The sequence below is a fragment of the Acetobacterium wieringae genome, from assembly GCF_001766835.1.
Classification (GTDB): Bacteria; Bacillota; Clostridia; order Eubacteriales; family Eubacteriaceae; genus Acetobacterium; species Acetobacterium wieringae.
On the sequence record NZ_LKEU01000011.1, the window covers coordinates 1 to 676 of the forward strand.

Below are 676 nucleotides of genomic sequence, written 5' to 3' on the forward strand. Positions count from 1 at the left end.
TTTGAGAGGTGAACTACAAATGAATTCTGTATTTGAAAGTTATGCCAATGTTGTTAAAAATGAGTGGGGTTATTATCCGGTATTTCCTCCGGGATATCCACTATCACTGGGTGATTTTGGATCGGTTGATGATGGGATATTCACTCGAAAAGGTAATGTAAAAGATTTTGGCATCACAGCAAAGAAATTAAAGGGAGAAACATCTGATAATAAAATTGATTTTAGCAAAGGTGTTGATTTTAATGTGTCATTAACTCCCAGCGTCACGGTACCAGATATGTTTGAAGCAAGTTTGAAAATTGCGTTTGGTGATTCGTCTAAGGTATTTTTTTCATTTAACAATTGTCGGACTACATTAACCGATAATTATCAAGAATTGAAAAACAAAATCATTGAACTCTATAATAAAGATATCTGGAAAAAAGATTATTATGTCATTACTGAGTTAATAGAAGCAGATCGATCCACTGTTATTTTAGCTGATAGCAGTGAAGCAGAGATAGATTTTGGAGTTGCCGTACCAATTGGTGCTAATATACCAATACCACAGCTTAAAATGGATTTTCTCGATGGAAAGCTCGACGTCAATGAATCATTCAGTTCTAAAATAACAACAAAAATTATTGCGAAGTCCGGACTTAAACCACTAATCAAATTGTCGCAATTAAAAGTAAAA

At 33.6% G+C, this 676-nt stretch carries 1 protein-coding gene; it reads left to right on the top strand.

Annotated features, from left to right (window positions below):
* Nucleotides 1-19 precede the first annotated feature (19 nt).
* The coding region (locus ACWI_RS01625) for a hypothetical protein (RefSeq protein ID WP_139142305.1) at nucleotides 20-676 on the top strand (657 nt) is incomplete at its 3' end.